At 70.3% G+C, this 246-nt stretch carries 1 protein-coding gene; it reads right to left on the reverse strand.

The features are described from left to right. A partial coding sequence (locus tag ACLJNW_RS27575) for a LysE family transporter (protein WP_410961741.1) occupies positions 1-246 on the reverse strand: 246 nt, incomplete at both ends.

The raw sequence follows: 246 nt of genomic DNA on the forward strand, positions 1-246 counted from the left end.
GCGCCAGCCTTACCCCGAACCCTATCAACAACCCACCGAAGCCCCACTGCTGCAGGCGCTGTGCCCGCGGCCGGGACGCCAGCCAGCGGCCCAGGCGGCCACCGGCCAGCGCATAGGCGCAGTCGAAGGCCAGGCCAACCAGAACCAGGACCGTACCGAGCGCGGCGAACTGGACGGCCAGCGAACCGGCCTCGGGACTGACGAACTGCGGCAGCAGCACCGAACAGAACAGCAGGGCCTTGGGGT

This window comes from Salmonella sp. SAL4457, assembly GCF_046548235.1.
GTDB classification, from domain to species: domain Bacteria; phylum Pseudomonadota; class Gammaproteobacteria; order Enterobacterales; family Enterobacteriaceae; genus Salmonella; species Salmonella enterica.